Here is a 15,817-nt window from a genome sequence, read left to right as displayed (position 1 = left end):
CTCAGCAGCAAAGAGAAGGTCTCACCTTAGCACCCCATCGACCACGCCCCGGAACTCCGGGTTGTATCCGGACACAACGATTCAGCCAGCATTCAGCGCCGCTCCGCTTCACTCGCCTGGGCCGCCTGATCCGCCCGGTGGCCGAGGTAGAAGCCGAGCCCGGCCCAGAGCGCCGCGCAGCCAGCACCCACCAGAGCCGGCAGCCAGGCACCGTGGCCGAGCAGATCCAGCAGACTCTTGGCCCAGCCACTGGCGGCGTCACCGGCGCGATAGACCACGGTATCGATGAAGTTCTTGGCCTTGTACTGGGTCTCGGCGTCCAGCGGCGCGAAGAGCATCTCCCGGCCCGGACGGATGAAGGCGTATTCGCCGATTCGCCGCACGATCATCAGCCCGGCCAGCATGGCAAAGGTGGGCAGCAGGGCAAGCCCCACGAAACCCACACACATCAGCAGCGGCACCCCGGCCAGCAGCACCCGCACCCCGAGGCGCTGGGCCAGGCGGCCGGTGATCAGCACCTGGCTGGCCAGGGCGCCGGCCTGGACCACGAAATCCAGCAGGCCGAACACCTGCACCTGTCGGGCGCGGTCGGGAAACAGCTCGGCCACCAGCCGTGCCTGCTCGAAGTAGAGAAAGGTGCTGACCGTGGCCAGCAGGATGACGAAGGCGCTCACCGCCAGCAGATAGGGTGACGCCAGGACCCGGGTCAGGCCACTGAAGGGATTGCCAGCCACCGGTCGCCGCGGACTCTCGGTCGGCGACGCACCCGGCCGTCCAGCGCCACGGGTCTCGCGCCAGCCCATCAGATAGGCCTTGAGCGTCAGGGCCAGGAGCAGCAGCGCGGCGGCCAGCAGTGCCAGCCCCGCCTGACCGACCCAGGGCACCAGGGCCGCGGCCAGCACGGGTCCGAGCAGCCCGCCGACGCTGGCCCCGGCGGCGATGAAGGCAAACAGTCGTCGTGCCTGGGCGCTGTCGAAGACATCGGCCATCAGACTCCAGGCCACGGAGACCACGAAGAGGTTGTAGACCGAGATCCAGACATAGAAGGTGCGCGCCAGCCAGAGGCTGTCGCCCAGGCTGGCGAAGCAGGCGGCGAACGCCAGCAGGTTGAGGGCGAAGAAGCCGTAGACCCAGTCGACGAAGCGGATCCGTGCCACCCGCGAGTTCAGCCAGGCGAACAGCGGCACGGCGAGCAGCATCACCAGGAAGGTGGCGGTGAACAGCCACTGCAGATTCTCCACCCCACCGGCGATGCCCATGGCCTCGCGGATCGGCCGCAGCATGAAGTAGCCGGCGAACAGGCAGAGGAACAATGCGAAGCCCGCCAGGGCCGCGGACGACTCGCCGGCGCGGGCGTCGAGGACGCGACCGAGCCAGTCCTTCATCTAGGCGAACAGCCTGGCGATGGCCTCACGCTGGCGTGCATCCGGCAGGCGACCGCGGCCGGCCTGCAGGTTGTCGATCATGTAGCGCGGATTGCTGGTGGCCGGGATCACGGCCGTCACGGCGGGGTCGGCGAGGATGAACTTGAGCAGCAGCTGCGCCCAGCTGCTGGCACCCAGCTCAGTGGCCAGCGGCGGCAGCGGCTTGCCTCGGGTGCCGGAGAGCAGATTGCCGCGCTGGAAGGGTCGATTGATCAGCACGGCGATACCCTGGTCCCGGCAATAGGGCAGCAGGTGCTTTTCCGCTTCACGCTCCCCCACCGAATAATTGAACTGCACGAAGTCGACCTTCTCCTTTTTCAGCGTGGCCAGCAGATCGTCCAGCGCCGCTTCGCGATAGTGAGTGACGCCGACATAACGCACCTTGCCGGCCTGCTGCTGTTCGCGCAGCAGCGCCAACTGGGTGGCGGTGTCCTGCAGGTTGTGGACCTGGACCAGATCCAGGCGATCGGTCTGCAGTGCCTTGAAGCTGGCAGCCAACTGGGCAGCACCACGTTGGCGACCGGTGGCCGACACCTTGGTGGCGAGAAAGACCTGTTCCCTGGCCTGGGCGCGCTTCACCAGCTCGCCGGCCACCCGCTCGGAATTGCCATAGCTGGGCGCGGTGTCGATCAGGCTGCCACCACCGTCGAGCAGCGCCTTGAGCACCTCTTGCAAGGGCGCCAGGGCGGCGTCGCTCAGATCGACATCGAGATTGCCCGAGGTACCCAGGCCCACCACCGGCAGGGCCTCGCCGGTGCGAGGGATCTTGCGGGTCAGCAACGGCTCGGCGGCCAAGGCGCTCTGCCACAGCCAGGGCGCAGCGGTCACGGCGGCAACCAGGGCGGTGGTGGTCTGCAGGAAATGGCGACGGGTCGGCATGGCAGGCCTCGCGACGGTCGGTTCAGAAGGATGACCCTTGAGTTAAGCGGGTCTTCCGGCCTATCGCCTGATGGGCTCATTGCGGCATGTTGCGAATGAAGGCCCGCCCGTAGGTTGGCGCTGAGCGCAGCGAAGCCCAACAGCGCCCAAGGTTAAACCTCTGCGTTGGGCTTCGACGATGGAGCCGTCTCAGCGCCAACCTACGTACTAGCTCCCGTAGCGTGGACAGCGGCGCAGCCTTGTCCACTGGTGGCGTCAGTACCTACCCGTGGAAAACGCTGCTCGGTTTCCACGCTACGGGTTGGCGGCATCCTGGCCCGCAAGAATTCCATGATCCGCTGGAGGTAGGCTGCCGTCGCCGCCCAGGTAGCGATCGTAGAAATCCTGCACCGTGACGTTCTTGTGCTTGGCCTCGAACATGATGTCGAAGCGGTCGAGGAACTGGCAGGCGTAGCGGTTGCACCAGTCGTTCCACATCATGTCGCTGTGGGCATAGAGCACCCGCTTGCTGATCTGCTGCAGCAGGAACTTGATGTCGATCCGCTCGGTGGGCGAGACGCCCATTTCCATCAGGGCCTCCGGCGGCTGGGAGTAGTGCATGGCCGGACGCACCCCGCGCCAGCTGTCGAGGATACGCTCCACGCGCGGCTCCCAGGGGTCGATGTAGGCTTCCTCATGGATCCAGCAGTGGTGGATGTCCAGCACTACCGGGGCGAGATCGGCCAGCTGCAGGCAGTCGTCGACACCGTAGGTCTTTTCATCGTTCTCGAAGGTGATGCAGTTGCGTGCCTCGGTGGAGAGACGCGGCCAGATCGCGCGGATGCCAGGCACGCCCAGGCGGCCGGCGATGTGCACGTTGCATTTGAAGTCCTGAAAGCGCTGACCGTAGCCCATCAGACGGATCATGTCGGCGTGGTATTCGAACTCCTTCAGGCTGTTTTCCACGACCTCGGGGCGGTCCGAGCCGAGTACGCAGAATTGCCCTGGGTGCAGCGACAGCCGTACATCACGACGACGCGCCAGCTCGCCCAGGCGGCCAAAGCGGTCGGCCAGCAAGCCTTGCAGCTCTTGGGAGCGGTAGAAGTAGGCGAACTCAGGGTGGCTGTAGAAGGGCAGCAGATCGCTGCTCAGGCGCAGCATGCGCAGGTTTTCCGGCCGGTCGGCGACATGCTCGACGAATCTCAGTTGGGCATCCAGGTTGTGGGTGACCACGTCCAGCAACTTGGCCTCGGCCACGGCACGCTCGACGCTACCCAGCCAGCGCAGGGTGGTGGTGCGGGTGTTGAAGGTCCGCTCGATCTGCTCCAGTTCCTTGAGCGACAGACTGCGCTCGGGATGACGGTACATGCAGGCGAAGCCGATTCGATACATGGGACGCTCGGGACAGTGACTATCAGGATTAGTCCGCGCGCCGCCGTCTGGGTGCGGGTGGGGTGATGGGTGGCGGGGATGACCTCATCAGATAACCGTAGCGTGGAAAACGGCGCAGCCTTTTCCACGTTGAAAGGCGGGGTTTGGGCACACCCTTTCCCCGGCTCACATCCAAGAGGAGAGGACGGGTATGCCAACGGAATTGAGCTGTTGGCACTCGAAGCATCGCGGCCATGGGCCGCTCCTGCCAAGCGTGATTTTCTGTAGGAGCGGCCCATGGCCGAGATCAGGCTGGAAAACCCTACCCCGGCCCCAACCAAACCGTCAGGGCATGCAGTACCAAGCCCACCAGGCCGCCCACCAGGGTGCCGTTGATGCGGATGAACTGCAGGTCCTTGCCCACACTCTGCTCCAGTTGCTGGACCAGCTCGCCGGTGTCCCAGGCCGCTACCCGGTCGGCGATGTAGTCGCCGATGCGGCGCCGATTGCGGTCGATGAAGGGCGGCGCCACCGCCATCAGTTGCTCGTTGATCCAGCGGCGCATGGCCTCGTCGCGACTCAGGGTTTCACCCAGCTCGGCCAGCAGTCGGCCCAGGCGGCGGCGGATGCGCGAGTCCGGGGCGGCAAGATCCGCCTGCAGCCAGTTCACCAGTTCATCCCACAGTTCTTGCAGATAGCCAGCCAGCGCCGGATGCGCAAGCAACCGATCACGCAGCTGCTCGCCGCGCCAGCGAAAGGCCGGGTCCTCCTTGAGGCGCTCGATGAAGCCGACCAGATAGCCATCGAAATGCCGGCGCAACTCATGCTCGCGGTCATGGCTGATCTCGCCGATCAGGCGCGATACCGCCTGCACCACCTTGATCGCCGACCAGCGCCCGACCCGCTCGTCCAGCCCCAGGTATTTGAGGGTGCGCAGCTCACCACCGATGGTGCGGGCGATCAGCGCCTGGGTCTCCTCGTCCTGCAAGAGTCGGTCGATTTCCTGCAGCACCTCGTCGAGCACCGCCTGGTGACGGTTGTCGGCGGTCAGCATATCGAGCAGCTCGCCGGACAGCGCCGCCACATCCAGGCGCTGCAGCCGCTCCACCGCCATCCGCCGGATGAAGGCCTGCACCCGTACTTCGCGCAGGGCTTCTAGAGAATAGCGGGCGACACCGGTGGCCTGACTGGCGACGGCAGCAGCGTTGTCCGGCTGGCGCAACCAACCCGCCAGGCGCGTGGCGGCGTCCAGCTCTTCCAGCTTGGCCAGCACCTGGGGCGTGGCGAGGAAATGCAGGCAGATGAAGTCCGACAGCTTGCGCCCGACCCCGGCCTTGTTACGCGGAATGATGGCGGTATGGGGAATCGGCAGGCCCAGCGGATGGCGGAACAGCGCCGTCACCGCGAACCAGTCGGCGATGGCCCCGACCATGGCGGCCTCGGCGAAGGCGGCGGCGTAGCCCCAGGCCGGATGGCTGGCCTCCAGGGCAGTGGCCACGCAATAGAGCGCTGCTGCCAGGAACAGCAGTAGCAGCGCGATGAGCTTCATGCGCCGGACCGGAGTGAGGCCGTCGCCGGAGAGTTTGGTCATGGAGGCAGGGATATCCTCGCGAAGAAAGGTCCTTGCATCCTACCCCAGACTAGCGCCTGACCCAGCGCTCCTCCTGCGCCGATCCGCTGACCTGACTTGCGCTATTGGGATCCGCCCCCGTACACCTACGGCCTCACCTTGTGCGCATCAAGCTTTGTTCTGAGGCTCACCACACCACCAGGCCATGAAGCATCCAAGGAGCCTCCCCTGGCATTCCTTTCCTTGCCGGCATAGCGCTACGACAGCGCCGTTGGTTCTCGTGTACCTGGTGAAGTGCAATATGCCAACAGGGTAAGCGGCGTCAGCCATCAAGAGAGTCAGAATCTCTCCACGCATATTGCGTCGTGGAAGTCATAGCGGTGCCAAGCAATTGATCGACAACCAAAAAATTCTCTCCCTGAAAGCTTGACAGTCACCGGCGGCTTGCCAATAATGCGCGCCTCGGATGGCTACGTAGCTCAGCTGGTTAGAGCATAGCATTCATAATGCTGGGGTCCGGGGTTCAAGTCCCTGCGTAGCCACCACCTATTTCCAAGGGTCAGCGTAAGCTGGCCCTTTTTTATTGCCCGGATTTTTCCGCTGCCCTGAAAAAGCCTGACCGCGAGCAGATCAAGGCACGCGGTTACAGGGCTGATGCCGCCCCTTCATCCCCTCTCCCTCTGGGAGAGGGCTAGGGTGAGGGCATCACCACTCCCTGCCCTCCATTCCAAGACTCAGCTCAAGACGGCTTTTTCGCCCCCATGAAAAAGCCCGACCTAAGCCGGGCTCAATCAAATCGCAAAAAGCTTACAGAGCGACCTTCTGCTTGCTCTCCGCCTCTTCGTCGGCGACATCCTGGGTATCGATGGACTGCACCAGCGCCTTGGAGCTGAAGGCTCGCAGGTCGCGCAGGAAGTTGTCGCGCCAGGAGGCCAGGTCCGCCTTGCGGATCACCCGCATCATGTCCTCGTAGCGCGACTTGCGCTCTTCCAGCGACATGCGCAGCGCCCGGTCCAACGCCTCGGCCATGCCGACGTGATCATAGGGGTTCACGATCAGCGCCGAATTGAGTTCCCGCGCCGCACCGGCAAAGCGCGACAGCACCAGCACACCGGGATTCTCCGGATCCTGGGCGGCTACGTACTCCTTGGCGACCAGGTTCATGCCGTCACGCAGCGGGGTCACCAGACCCACGTCGGACGAGCGGAACAGCCCCATCACCGTGCGCCGGTCATAGCTCTTGTTCAGGTAGCGGATAGGCGTCCAGTCCAGCTCGGAGAAGTGGCCATTGATATGGCCGGCATGGCTCTCCAGCTGACGGCGAATGTTCTGGTAGGACACCACGTCCGCACGGGACGAAGGCGCGATCTGCACGAACTGCACGGCCCGGTGATGCTCGGGGAAGTGCTCCAGCAGTTTTTCGAAGGCCTGAAAGCGCTCCACCAGGCCCTTGGAATAGTCGAGGCGGTCGACGCTGACGATGGTCTTGTAGGGCACGCCTTCGATGCTGCGCGAGATGAACTGCCGGCGCGTGCGATAGGACTCCGCCTGCTTTTGGATCACGTCCGGCATCACCCCGATGGGATAGACGCCGACGCGGAAGTTGTGGCCATAGGCGGTCAGGCTGCCATCCTTTTCCAGCACGCCGCGTACCTCACGGGTGATGTAGTCCTGGAAGGCCAGTTGATCGGTGTCGGTCTGGAAGCCGATCAGGTCATAGAAGCACAGGGTCTTGAGCAATTCGTTGTGCGGCGGGATGGCGGTGAGGATCTCCGGCGCCGGGAAGGGAATGTGCAGGAAGAAGCCGATGCGGTTGCGAATGCCCAGCATGCGGCAGGCTTCGGCGAAGGGAATCAGGTGATAGTCGTGCACCCAGATGATGTCATCGGGCTTGAGCAGCGGCTTGAGGCGCTCGGCCATCGCCATGTTCACCCTTCGATAGCCGTCGTACTCTTCGCGGTTGTAGCGAGCCAAGTCGATCCGGTAGTGGAAGATCGGCCAGAGGGTGGCGTTGGAAAAGCCGCGGTAGTAGTGGTCGTAGTCGCGCTTGGTCAGGCCGAAGGTCACATAGTCGATGTTGTCCTTGGTCTGGGTCTTGGCCGGCCCGTTTTCCTTGACCGTCTCGCCGTTCCAGCCGAACCAGATGCCACCCGACTTGCGCAGGGCATCCAGTACGCCCACCGCCAGACCACCCGCGGTCGCCTTGCCCTCCTCGATCGGGGCTACCCGATTCGATACCACCACTAAACGGCTCATCCTAATCTCCTTGCTTATAATTTGGCGCGAGGTCGCGGCTCAGCTGTTGCAGCCATAGGGCTACCGCTTCCACCGAAGGCAGGCGGGTCTTGGCGACCGTCTCCCCTTCCCCCACCTTGATGGTCAGACCGCCTCGCGCATTGACGACGTCGAACCCCTCTTCATCGGTGCGATCGTCACCGAGAAACACCGGCAGGCAGCCGGCAAAGGGTTCCAGTTCGAGAAAACGGGCAATAGCCTCGCCCTTGCTCGCCGCGGCGGGCTTGAGTTCGAAGACGCATTTGCCGGGTTGCAACTTAAATTCGGGATGATCGGCCGCGATGCCTTCGGCGAGCTCGCGCACCAGCGCTTCCTTTTCCGGCGCCTGACGATAATGCAGGGCAAAGGCCACGCTCTTGCGTTCGAGCAGCAGGTCCGGATGTTCGGCCAGGGCCGCTTCCAGACGGGCACCGACCTGCGCCAGCACCTCAGCGTCCAGGGTCACCCGATGGGTCTCGCCCTGGGGATCGCGCCACTCGGCGCCATGCACCCCCGCCGCGGCCAGCCGCAGCGGCGCCGTGAAGCCGTCGATCTCGGACAGCGGGCGCCCGGAAACCACCGCGACGCCATGGTGGCGCGCCAGCTGTTCGAGCGCGGCGAGGGTTTCGGCGGGAATGAAAACCTGTTCCGGACGTGGCTGCAATTCTGCCAGGGTGCCATCCAGATCGAAGAAGAAGGCCAGCGGCTGGCCCGATGAGGTAAGGCTGTCGAGGTCAATCATGGAAGGTACGACTGCCGGGTCACCGTATGGTTCGTTCACACCTTCTGGCAGCACCGAGGAATTCCCCTTGCCGGCGCGTAGTCCGATTCAGGGAGATGCTCTAGCAGCCCAGCCTTTGGAGACCACCATGAACAAGCCCGACATCACCAAGACCCCCGAAGAGATCGACGACATCCAGGACCGCATGGGCGACATGCGCGAACTCGACTTCAGCGATCGCAAGGACGAGCGCGGTGGTCGCATCGGCGACGAAATGGATGAACGCGATTACGCAGGGCAATTCCCTGAGGAACGCGTGCGCCAGGCCGGGATGACCGGTGGTGAGACCCTGGATCACCAGCCCACCATGGATGACGCCAGCCCGGAAACCCTGCTGGACGAAACCGGCGCCCGCTCGCCAAGCGACTATGGCGATGCCTGGCCCAATGACAAGGAGCTGAGCGTGGTCGAGGACAGCGACATCGGCGGCGGCTCAGGCCAGGACGAAGCCGAACTCGGTCGCAGCCATCCCCTGGATGGCGAGGCCTGGGACGGCGAAGCCGACGAGCCCAACGAAGCCGAAACCCAGAGAGACGCCCGCTACGCCGATCTGGACGCCAACGACGAAGACCTTGCCGGTGACACCAGCCTGGATCTGGACGAAAAGCGCGCCGATCACTGAAACCGCTGAAGGCCTAGTCGAGCAGCGTACAGGCCATCACCAGCGCATCTTCCCGGCCGCCGACCGCGGGATAGTAGTCCCGCCGGCGGCCGATCTCGTTGAAGCCATAGCGTTCGTACAGCCTGTAGGCCGACTGGTTGCTGGCGCGCACCTCCAGAAAGCACTCGTTAGCCTTGGCCTTGCGCGCTTCCTGCAGCAGATGCTCCAGCAGGCACAGACCGAGACCGCGGCCCTGGCTTTCCGGCTTGATGGTGATATTGAGCAGATGGGCTTCGTCGAGGATGACGTTGATCACCCCATGCCCGACCTGCTGGTCGCCCGCCAGCATCACCCAGCAGTCGTAGGACTTGAGCGCATCCAGGAAGATGCCACGGGTCCAGGGATGGCTGAAGGCCTGATATTCGATCTTCAAGACCGTGTTCAGATCGGCTTCGGTCATCCGCCGAAAGCTCACCGCATCGTTCATTACTGTCCCATCCAGCGACGCCGCAGTGGGCGCATGGCTTGCCAGAGCGCGGCCTTGGCGGCCGGCTCCTCCATCAAAATGTCCAGCCCCGGTACCAGCCAGGCCGGTCCCAGGGCCGTGTCCTGCTCCACGCCGGTCAGCTGCGTATCCTCGACACCGCTACAGCGCCGCGCCGCGCCGCCGATCAGCCAGAGACCCAGGCCTTCACCCAACCGCTCCTGATGCCCCGAGACGAAGCTCTGCACGAATTCGCAGGCCGCCGCCGGCCCCTGGTCGAGTTGACCGCTGTTGAGCAGCGGCCAGCGAATGGGCTCCTCGCTGACGATCCGCGGTGTGTCCGGCAGACCGGCAGCGCGCAGCAGATCCTTGAGCAGCAGAGCGGCCGGATCGCGTGAACCCAGGGTATCGCCAGTCGGCAATTCGAGCAGCAACAGGCAGCGCCCGGCCTGCAACAGCTGCAGGGCGAAGCGAGGCGCCGGCTCGCGCGGTGGTGGAGGCGCGCGCTCTGGCTCCGCCTCGACCACCGTGGCCGCAGCCGGCTTTACTGCGCTGGGTCGCGGGATCTCGATGCGCGGACGATTCGCCGCCGGTGCCTCGACTACTGCAGCGGCTGGCGCAGCCTTGGCCACCGGCTCCGGGCGTACCACCCGGGCGGCGACGGGCGCCTCCTCCGGTTCCTCGACCCACAGGGCTTCCGGCCGCGAAGGCGCCGCGAAGGGCAACACCGTACGCGGCACCCAGACATCCAGCTGCAACGCCTGCAGATAGGCGCGACGACGCGCCTCGGCGGCAAGCGAGGGGCTGGCGGAAGTGGTGGGGTCGGACATGGGCGGATCCTTCGGACACGCGAGGGAATTATGCGGGGCGGCATTGTCGCCCGGATCGCCCTGGATCGAAAGGCCACCGGTCCCACCGCGGTCACACCGAAGGCTCTGGCGTCTGGAGTACAATGGCGCTTTTGTCTGGTGCGGTCCCCGCCATGATCGACCCCAAACGCGTCCTGCGTACCCTCGCCGAACACTGGTACCTCATCGACCCGCTGTGCACCCACTTCGACAGCGGTACCCTGGGCCTGGCCGAACTGCGCGCCCGCCTCGCCGAGCAGTTGCCCGAACGCACGCCTGCCGACCTTACGGCGCTGCTGGACACCTGGATCCGCCTCGATATCCTAGTGCCGGTGGCCAAGAGCCCCAACCGCTTCGAACTCAATGGCCAGATCCACGACTTCCTCGGCTACCTCAGGCGCGAGCACCGCCTGGGCCTGTGCCTGGAGATCGAGGCCTACCTGCGCCACCTGGAACGCCTCGCCGGTCACATCCGCGAAGCCTTCGACAACCGCGACGGCTCGGACCTGGCGCGCCAGCTGCGTCTGCTGGACATGCGCGTGCGCGACGTCCTCAAGAAGCTGGCCAACGATGGCCATGCCCTGGAAGGCGTGGCCGAGCGCGCCAAGACCAGCGACCGCCAGATTCCGCTACGCCAGCGCTATGCCGAGGTGCTGGCCACCTGGGACGAATACGTCGAGCCGATGATCCAGCTGGTAGCCGCCGACGGCGCCTTCGAACGCGGCGTGCATCGCGTCGAGCAGGTCCTCCTGCACCTACTGGGTGAACAGCAGCGCCTTGGCCACCTGATCGACGACGACCTGCTACTGCGCACCCAGGCGCGCATCCTGGAGATGCACAATGCCGCCCAGCTGGCCCTGAGACGCGCGCGCGAACTGCTCTTACCGCTGCGCGAAGAGGCACGCCGGCACAACGCCGTGACCCGCGGCGCCGCCCTGGCCCTGGCCACCATTCGCCGCAAGGGTCTCGACGCCGTGCCCCAGGCCGCCTTGCCGCTGTTCAGCCGGCCACAGAGCGTCTTCCTCGGCACCACCGCTCAGGTGGAAAGCTATGTCTACGCCCTGGCCCGCTTCGAGCCCAAGCCGGCGCGCTTCCCCAGCCAGACCAGTCGCCCGCGTGACAGCGAACGCCCGGCCGCGCCCCGTACCGCCCGCGAGATGCTCGATCTCTGCCAGGACGCCCTGCCGCTGCCCGACCTCATGGCCTGGCTGCTGGAACAGGAGCCGGCCGGCGACACCGACGAGCTGCTCTACTGGTTCTCGCGCCTGTCTCGGGATACGCGCTTCCAGCGCCAGCGGCTGGATCGTCGCCACTACGACACCCTCGAACACCGCGTCAGCCTGTGCTCCTACGCCCTGACCGCCCGATCTCTCGCGAGCGATGCCCATGCAACTTGATCTCAACGAAATGACCCAGCTCGCGCCCATCTTCCGCGAGCTGTTCAAGGGCTATCACCTGTCCCGCAGCGAGCCCGAGAGCTACGCCCAACTCAGCCAGCAGCAGGACCAGTACCGCGCCCTGTTCCGTGCCCTCGGCTTCGAACTGGTCTGCGATCCACGCGGCTTCTACTATTTCGTCCCCGAGCAGATGGGTGCCCAGGTCAACAAGACCGCCCAGCGCCTGGCACTGTTCACCTTCATCCTGGTCGAGCACCTGGCCGACCAGGGTCGCGACCCCTTGGCCGTGCTCGACGGCGGCACCCTGGGTCGGCACGAACTGCCGGCGCTGCTGGACAAGTACCGCGACCTCTTCCTGCAGGCCGAGGTCACCACCCAGGAAGAGCTGGAGGAAAAGATCCTGCGCCGCCTGACCCAGCTGGGCTTCGCCCTGGACAGCAACGGGACCTATCGCTTCCTGCCGCCCATGCACCGTTTCCTGGATGTCTGCCTGACCGTGCAACAGGACCGCGACCTGGCCGCCGGCCTGCATGCCAGCGATCTGCCGCTGCCGGCCCCAACCCTTGCGGGCGACGAGGACAGCACCGAGCAAGAGAGCGCCGACGAAGATGACGAAGAGGCCGCCCTGGCCCGCGCCATCGCCGCAGAACGGGAGTTCGACCTATGATCCGCTACGGCATCAGCCGCTTCGCCCTGCTCAACACCGCCGGCTACAGCCTCGGCCTCTTCCCGCTGGAACAGCCGCTGTCGGTCTATGGCGCCAACAACCTGGGCAAGAGCGCCTCGATCAACGCCCTGCAATTCCCCATCCTGGCGCGGCTCTCCGACATGAGCTTCGGCAAGTACAGCAACGAGCAGTCGCGCAAGTTCTACTTCGCCACCGACACCAGCTACATCCTCATCGAATTGCGCCTGGCCCATGGTCCCCACGTCATCGGCGTGGCCGGTCGCGGTCCGGGCGGAGGCTTCGGCCACCAGTTCTTCGCCTATGCCGGCGAGCTTGACCTGGCCCACTATCAACGTGACGGTGCCTGCCTGCGCCAGCGCGAGCTCTTCGCCAGCCTGGAGCGTGCCGGCCTCAAGGCCTACGAGGTCAAACCCGAGGAGTTGCGCCGCCTGCTGGTCGGCGGCCACACCAGCATTCCGCTGGATTTGACCCTGATCCCGTTGCGCTCCACCAGCGAACAGAGTCTCAAGACCTTCCGCGCCCTTTTCATCAACCTGCTGCACATGCGCGAGATCACTGCGGCCAAGCTCAAGCAGCTGTTTCTCGACGCCTTCGAGCACAGCCTGAGATCCGGCAGCGTCGACTACATCGCCGCCTGCGAGGAAGCCTTCCGCGACGTGCGCCGCATGGAGCAGGACTATCAGTCCCTGGTGGCCGCCGGCCCGCTCGTGGAAGCCCTGGCCAATGGCGTCGAACAGCGTGATCACCTGAGGGGCAAGCTGCACCGTCTTTCGCCGCTGCTCGACAGTCTGCTCGGCACCTGGCAGCACTACGCGATCGACCGTCGCGACGAGCTGCTGGCCCAGACCGAGCACTACCGCCAGGAACAGGACGGCCTGCAGCAGAGCCAGCGCGACGGCACCAGTGAGCTGATGCGCCGCGAGCGCGAGATCAGCAGCCTGCAACGCTGGCTCACCGACCTGGCCCAGCTCAAGCACCGCTTCGCCCTGGTGGACTCCACCGTGCCTCTGGAGGCTCAGTTGCTGTCGGCCAAGGACGCCCACGACGAACTGGCCGGTGCCCTCTCCCAGGCGCGTCAGTTCAGTAGCGAAGACCTCGACCAGCGCGTCCGCGAACTGGAACAGCGCCTCAAGGGCATACGCCAGCAACTCGACCACGCCGACAACAACAGCTACGCCCACCTGCGCGAGGAATTCAGCCAGGCCGACGTCGATCGCCTGATGCGGCTGTTCAATGGCCAGCTGTTCAGTCTGCCGCTGGGGGCCAAGGGCGTCGAATTGGCCGAAGACGGCAGCTGGGTAAAGACCTTCGAAGGCATCCTGGCGCGTTTCCAGGGCGATCGCCTCGAACTGCCGGGCCTGTCCGTCGACCTTTCGGGGATCGAGCCGCCCACCCTGCAGGCCCTGGCCGATCGTGCCGCCCTGCGCGACCAGAAGGATCGCCTGGAGCGCGAACTCAAGCAACTCAAGGCCCAGCAGGGCGTCAGCATCGACCGCCAGGCCAGCAAGGCCCAGGCCGAAGCCCTCTACCAGCAGGTCCTGGATGCCCAGAAGGCCCTCGAAGACTTCCGCCGCTGCCAGACCCTCGGCGCCGAGGAAAACGAAAAACTCGAACAGCTGGCTCAACTGGAAGCCGCCCAGGACGAACTGAGACGCGCTGGTGACGCCTTCACCGAACGCGTCCAGCAACTCTCTGCCAAGCTTCAACTGATCGGTCGCCAACTGGCCGATCTGGAAGCCAAGGACCGCACCCTCGCCGACGCCCTGCGCCGCCGGCAGCTGCTACCCACCGACCTGCCCCAGGGCACGCCCTTCATGGAAGCGGTGGACGATTCCCTGGAGAACCTGTTGCCGTTGCTCAACGACTATCAGGACACCTGGCAGGCCCTGCAGCGCGCCGACACCCAGATCGAGGCGCTCTATGCCCAGGTGCGGCTCAAGGGCGTAGCCAAGTTCGACAACGAGGAAGACCCCGAGCGTCGCCTGCAGCTGCTGGTCAATGCCTATGCCCATCGCCAGGACGAAGCCCTGACCCTGGCCAAGGCCCGTCGCGCCGCCGTCACCGACATCGCCCGGACGCTGAGAAACATCCGCAGCGACTACGACAACCTGGAACACCAGCTGCAGCTGTTCAACCGCGAGATCAACCGCAAGCAGGTCTCCAACCTGGAAAGCTTCCGCATCGTCCTGGCGCCCAACAAAGAGGCACTCAAGCACATCGACCAGATCATCCACAGCGCCGGTCAGTACGAGGAAGGCGAAACCCTCTCGGTGTTTGATCTCACCCAGGACAGCAGCCAGGACCAGAAGAACGAGGACGCCAAGGAATACCTGGCCCGCCTGGTAGCCGCCAACGGCAACCAGCTCGGCCTCAAGGACCTCTTCGAACTGGCCTTCGAGATCACCAAGCAGGGTGGTCAGCCAATCCTGCATACCGACATCGACGGCGCCGCGTCCAATGGCACCACCATGACCATCAAGGCGCTGACCAACATGTATCTGTTGCTACACCTGATGGACCGGGAGCAGGCCGCCAAGATCCGCTTGCCCTACTACCTGGACGAAGCCGCCGACATCGACGAACGCAACCAGCAGGCGCTGATCGAGACCAGCCAACAGTTGGGCTTCGTGCCCATCCTGGCCAGCGTCAAACCCCAGGTCAGCGCCCAGGTAGCCATTGACCTCGAAGGCGGCAGCGGCCCTGGCGGCATCTACATCGATGAAGCCGACTGGAAGTACATCGCCAAACGCGACCTGGCCCTGCCCGAACCTGCTTGAGCCCTTCCAAAACGCAAAAAGCCCGGCGTCTGCCGGGCTTTTTCTTGCTCTCGTAACGCTGTCGTAGGTTGGGCTGAGCCTAGCGAAGCCCAACATCGAGGTTTCACCTCGCCACTCTGCCTAGGCTTGCCTTCCAAAGCTCAGTGCGCCAGCGTTCGCCTGTTGGGCTTCGCTGCGCTCAGCGCCAACCTACGCCAGTCCTGCGCGCTTCAAACCCGACAGCCCGGCGTAGCCGGGCTGTCGGCGCTCTTGCAGGCCCCAAGCAGCACCTTGGCTGTCAGGTAGCCCTCAAGCGCCCAGTCGCACCGCTCCTGGCCCCCTCTCCCCCAGGAGAGGGTGAGGGCAACCTCAGCCGCATGGCTTACCGGCTTACCGGCTTTCCGGCTTTCCGGCTTCCGCCTGCAGGCCCCACCGCCCAAGCCTCTTGGCATCCCGCCAAAACTTTTCCCACCCCAAAGACAACACCCCCGCCAGAATGAACTGAGCGGGGGTGCTGGGTGTTAGGCGCTTGACGATGACCTACTCTCACATGGGGAAACCCCACACTACCATCGGCGATGCATCGTTTCACTTCTGAGTTCGGGAAGGGATCAGGTGGTTCCAATGCTCTATGTTCGTCAAGCAATTCGGTTGGCTGGCCAGGCGCTAAGACTGCCTGGCCGGCCCAATTGGGTCTGTGATCGAAGTAGACAATTCGTCTTTGGGGTCTTGCGAACCCACGCGCTCGTTTTCGGCGTCGTCTTC

12 protein-coding genes, 1 tRNA gene and 1 rRNA gene are annotated in these 15,817 nt (G+C 64.9%); 5 read left to right on the top strand and 9 right to left on the bottom strand.

Features of this window, described 5'->3' with window-relative positions:
- Window positions 1-92: 92 nt before the first annotated feature.
- The 4 genes from ACWPW1_RS03310 to ACWPW1_RS03295 all read right to left on the bottom strand — a co-directional run bounded on the left by ACWPW1_RS03310 (window position 93) and on the right by ACWPW1_RS03295 (window position 5,244).
- A complete protein-coding gene (locus ACWPW1_RS03310; protein WP_454252342.1) occupies window positions 93-1,385 on the bottom strand; it encodes an NTP/NDP exchange transporter in 1,293 nt (430 codons plus the stop codon).
- Complete coding sequence (locus tag ACWPW1_RS03305) at window positions 1,386-2,303, bottom strand: aldo/keto reductase (protein WP_454252341.1); 918 nt, start codon at window positions 2,301-2,303, stop codon at window positions 1,386-1,388.
- A 294-nt stretch (window positions 2,304-2,597) separates the two neighbouring features.
- The gene (gene uvsE, locus ACWPW1_RS03300; RefSeq protein WP_454252340.1) at window positions 2,598-3,674 is read right to left on the bottom strand and encodes a UV DNA damage repair endonuclease UvsE; all 1,077 of its coding nucleotides are present in this window, start codon (window positions 3,672-3,674) and stop codon (window positions 2,598-2,600) included.
- A 301-nt stretch (window positions 3,675-3,975) separates the two neighbouring features.
- Window positions 3,976-5,244, bottom strand: coding sequence for a DUF445 domain-containing protein (locus tag ACWPW1_RS03295; protein ID WP_454252339.1), 1,269 nt, complete (start codon window positions 5,242-5,244; stop codon window positions 3,976-3,978).
- Between the two features lie 447 nt (window positions 5,245-5,691).
- Here ACWPW1_RS03295 and ACWPW1_RS03290 point away from each other — a divergent pair.
- Window positions 5,692-5,768, top strand: a tRNA-Met gene (locus tag ACWPW1_RS03290).
- 262 nt (window positions 5,769-6,030) lie between these two features.
- On the opposite strand, the gene otsA is transcribed toward ACWPW1_RS03290, so the two are convergent.
- Both otsA and otsB read right to left on the bottom strand, forming a co-directional pair.
- The gene (gene otsA / locus ACWPW1_RS03285) at window positions 6,031-7,479 is read right to left on the bottom strand and encodes an alpha,alpha-trehalose-phosphate synthase (UDP-forming) (RefSeq protein WP_313649394.1); all 1,449 of its coding nucleotides are present in this window, start codon (window positions 7,477-7,479) and stop codon (window positions 6,031-6,033) included.
- Between the two features lies 1 nt (window position 7,480).
- On the bottom strand, window positions 7,481-8,239 hold the full coding sequence (gene otsB, locus ACWPW1_RS03280; protein ID WP_454252338.1) for a trehalose-phosphatase: 759 nt from the start codon (window positions 8,237-8,239) through the stop codon (window positions 7,481-7,483).
- Between the two features lie 127 nt (window positions 8,240-8,366).
- Between otsB and ACWPW1_RS03275 the strand changes: the two genes are divergently transcribed.
- Window positions 8,367-8,900 carry a hypothetical protein gene (locus ACWPW1_RS03275; RefSeq protein ID WP_271653771.1) on the top strand — a complete coding sequence of 178 codons (534 nt, stop codon included), beginning with the start codon at window positions 8,367-8,369 and terminating at the stop codon, window positions 8,898-8,900.
- Between the two features lie 13 nt (window positions 8,901-8,913).
- On the opposite strand, the gene rimI is transcribed toward ACWPW1_RS03275, so the two are convergent.
- Window positions 8,914-9,366 (bottom strand): ribosomal protein S18-alanine N-acetyltransferase, encoded by a 453-nt coding sequence (rimI, locus tag ACWPW1_RS03270; protein ID WP_323149426.1) that lies wholly within the window; start codon window positions 9,364-9,366, stop codon window positions 8,914-8,916.
- Window positions 9,366-10,193, bottom strand: coding sequence for an energy transducer TonB (locus tag ACWPW1_RS03265; protein WP_454252337.1), 828 nt, complete (start codon window positions 10,191-10,193; stop codon window positions 9,366-9,368). The genes rimI and ACWPW1_RS03265 overlap by 1 nt, the downstream gene beginning before the upstream one ends.
- A 152-nt stretch (window positions 10,194-10,345) precedes the next feature.
- Here ACWPW1_RS03265 and mksB point away from each other — a divergent pair, with 152 nt between their 5' ends.
- Genes mksB through mksF form a run of 3 tightly spaced genes read left to right on the top strand, consistent with a single transcriptional unit; the run spans window position 10,346 to window position 15,073 of the window.
- A complete protein-coding gene (gene mksB / locus ACWPW1_RS03260) occupies window positions 10,346-11,608 on the top strand; it encodes an Mks condensin complex protein MksB (RefSeq protein ID WP_454252336.1) in 1,263 nt (420 codons plus the stop codon).
- A complete protein-coding gene (mksE, locus tag ACWPW1_RS03255; RefSeq protein ID WP_454252335.1) occupies window positions 11,598-12,275 on the top strand; it encodes an Mks condensin complex protein MksE in 678 nt (225 codons plus the stop codon). Before mksB ends, mksE begins: the two co-directional genes overlap by 11 nt.
- Window positions 12,272-15,073 (top strand): Mks condensin complex protein MksF, encoded by a 2,802-nt coding sequence (mksF, locus tag ACWPW1_RS03250; RefSeq protein ID WP_454252334.1) that lies wholly within the window; start codon window positions 12,272-12,274, stop codon window positions 15,071-15,073. The genes mksE and mksF overlap by 4 nt, the downstream gene beginning before the upstream one ends.
- Window positions 15,074-15,579: 506 nt before the next feature.
- Here mksF and rrf read toward each other — a convergent pair.
- Window positions 15,580-15,695: ribosomal RNA gene (gene rrf / locus ACWPW1_RS03245) — 5S ribosomal RNA — on the bottom strand.
- Window positions 15,696-15,817 lie beyond the last annotated feature (122 nt).

It is taken from the genome of Pseudomonas sp. Marseille-Q7302 (assembly GCF_965111925.1).
This window is presented reverse-complemented; position numbering and strand designations above follow the sequence as displayed.